This window comes from Pectobacterium fontis, assembly GCF_000803215.1.
Classification (GTDB): Bacteria; Pseudomonadota; Gammaproteobacteria; order Enterobacterales; family Enterobacteriaceae; genus Pectobacterium; species Pectobacterium fontis.
The window spans coordinates 1-1,689 of record NZ_JSXC01000073.1 but is presented as its reverse complement, the minus strand read 5'-3'; the positions used below and the strand labels follow the sequence as shown (position 1 = coordinate 1,689).

3 protein-coding genes and 2 pseudogenes are annotated in these 1,689 nt (G+C 43.0%); 3 read left to right on the top strand and 2 right to left on the bottom strand.

The window, feature by feature from the left end; translation table 11 throughout:
- A pseudogene (locus OI69_RS20300) lies at nucleotides 1–443 on the top strand (hypothetical protein); the annotation flags it as partial.
- On the top strand, nucleotides 437–1,045 hold the full coding sequence (locus OI69_RS18455; RefSeq protein ID WP_039354018.1) for a hypothetical protein: 609 nt from the start codon (nucleotides 437–439) through the stop codon (nucleotides 1,043–1,045). The pseudogene OI69_RS20300 and the gene OI69_RS18455, both read left to right, overlap by 7 nt.
- Before the next feature lie 72 nt (nucleotides 1,046–1,117).
- Here the strand turns inward: OI69_RS18455 and OI69_RS20440 are convergent, their stop codons facing one another.
- Together OI69_RS20440 and OI69_RS20435 are read right to left on the bottom strand one after the other, a co-directional pair.
- Complete coding sequence (locus OI69_RS20440) at nucleotides 1,118–1,252, bottom strand: SymE family type I addiction module toxin (RefSeq protein ID WP_080752667.1); 135 nt, start codon at nucleotides 1,250–1,252, stop codon at nucleotides 1,118–1,120.
- The gene (locus OI69_RS20435; RefSeq protein ID WP_407668782.1) at nucleotides 1,249–1,452 is read right to left on the bottom strand and encodes a helix-turn-helix domain-containing protein; all 204 of its coding nucleotides are present in this window, start codon (nucleotides 1,450–1,452) and stop codon (nucleotides 1,249–1,251) included. The genes OI69_RS20440 and OI69_RS20435 overlap by 4 nt, the downstream gene beginning before the upstream one ends.
- Nucleotides 1,453–1,469: 17 nt before the next feature.
- Here OI69_RS20435 and OI69_RS18445 point away from each other — a divergent pair.
- Nucleotides 1,470–1,689, top strand: a pseudogene (locus OI69_RS18445) (RHS repeat domain-containing protein); the annotation flags it as partial.

Here is a 1,689-nt window from a genome sequence, read left to right as displayed (position 1 = left end):
CCTATGACCCGATAGGGCTGCTGGGTGGCCTGAGACCTCAAGCCTATGTTCATAACCCGTTAGAATGGGTTGATCCGCTGGGGTTGGCTAAAGAGGCCTGTGATCCTCCGAATAAGCCGGAAACAAAAGTTGTTAAGGCTAAAAGTCGCAGAGATGCAATTACTCAGGCTAAAGATCATGCTCAAGTTCCTCGTAATTCAAGAGGTGGAGAAGATATTGGCATGGATGAATTAAATAAAACCAGTCGGGGAAAAAATTGGGAAGAAATGAAATCAAAAGGAGCAAAAGTTTTAGGTAGGAGAAATCCTGATGGTGATAACTATTGGTTTGAACATCCTGATGGACATCCTGATGCTGGTCAGCTTAATATTCCAGAACACCATGGGAGTGGACATGTTCATTCTGTTAACTCTAAAGGTGAGGAGATCATATTTACATGGTGAAAAATGAAAGGATTATAAAATTCCCCCTTCCTGATTGGAATGAACCATTTGTTCTTAATGATGATTTAGATGCTTATTGTATTTGCTATCAATATGATTTTGACCAAAATGGCTTTGGCCCTTACGGCTTTAATACCGATAATGGAAAAAAAATAATCAATGCGGTTTTTGATGATAATTTATATTATTTAAATAAATCAAATATGGAGAAGGTTACAAAAAGCCAACTTGTTAAAAAGAAGGGGGTTTATGTTTATTCAAAACAGAAACCTATTGGTGATTTATATTGTATTTTTGAAAGTTACAAAAAAAGTTGTCTTAAAAATGAAATTAAGAAGAGAAAGTCTTTACCATTATCTCCCGAGCCAATAAAGCCTGTCGTTTTTAAGTTAATGGAAGGTGGTCAGATTTATAGTAAAGATATAAAAGAAATTCTAGATATGGGGTATGGTGTTTTTATTATAAATCACTATATGCCGGAAGCAGGTGATGCTTTTATTTTTTTTGATAATGATTTGTATTTTTTATTTAAAAAATGTGCAATGAGTTTAAATGTTGGTTGCTTGGTTGTTGATTCTATAAATAAATTAAATTCGTGGTAGGCTTGTATTAATTAAAAAGCCGGAGGCGATCGCAATGATCCTTCCGGCTTTTTATTTTTAGCAGCTTGTATTTTACACCAGCATCGTCCCCACTTCAGCCCGAATCGTTATCCTGCCGGGCAGCGCCTCAATCCTTAACGACTGGCCGGGTAACCCGCTCAGGGGAAGCCAGTCGCCGACCAGTGTCAGTTCGCCGTTGTCACTCACCGAGTCTGCCCCTTCACTTCATCCGATACCGACTTACGGCCAACCAGTTCATCCATCGACACCTGAAGCACATCAGCGATGTTAACCACCGTCTCAAGGTGCGGGGCGCTCACGCCTTTTTCCCAGCGATTATAGACACGCGGGTCAACGCTAAGGCGTTCGGCGAGCCTGACCTGACTCAGATTACGGGCTTCACGCAACAAGCGGTACGGCGCAGGGGCGCGAATCGCCGTCGAAAGTGGTGTACGAAGACGGCAGCGAAACGCGGTTTGGTTACGATGTTGAAGGTAACCTGACGGCGGTGACGGATGCGCTGGGGCAGCGTTATCAGTTCCGTTACGGGGCGTTCGATAATTTGCTGGAAGCGACGGACCCGCTGGGGGCGACGGTACGCTACCACTATAACGCGGAAGCGGTGTTCGCCGGGGTAACGAACA

Bases quoted from the DNA above. Each gene is read 5' to 3' on its own strand.
- OI69_RS18455 (WP_039354018.1), top strand. From the start codon at position 437: ATGGTGAAAAATGAAAGGATTATAAAATTCCCCCTTCCTGATTGGAAT.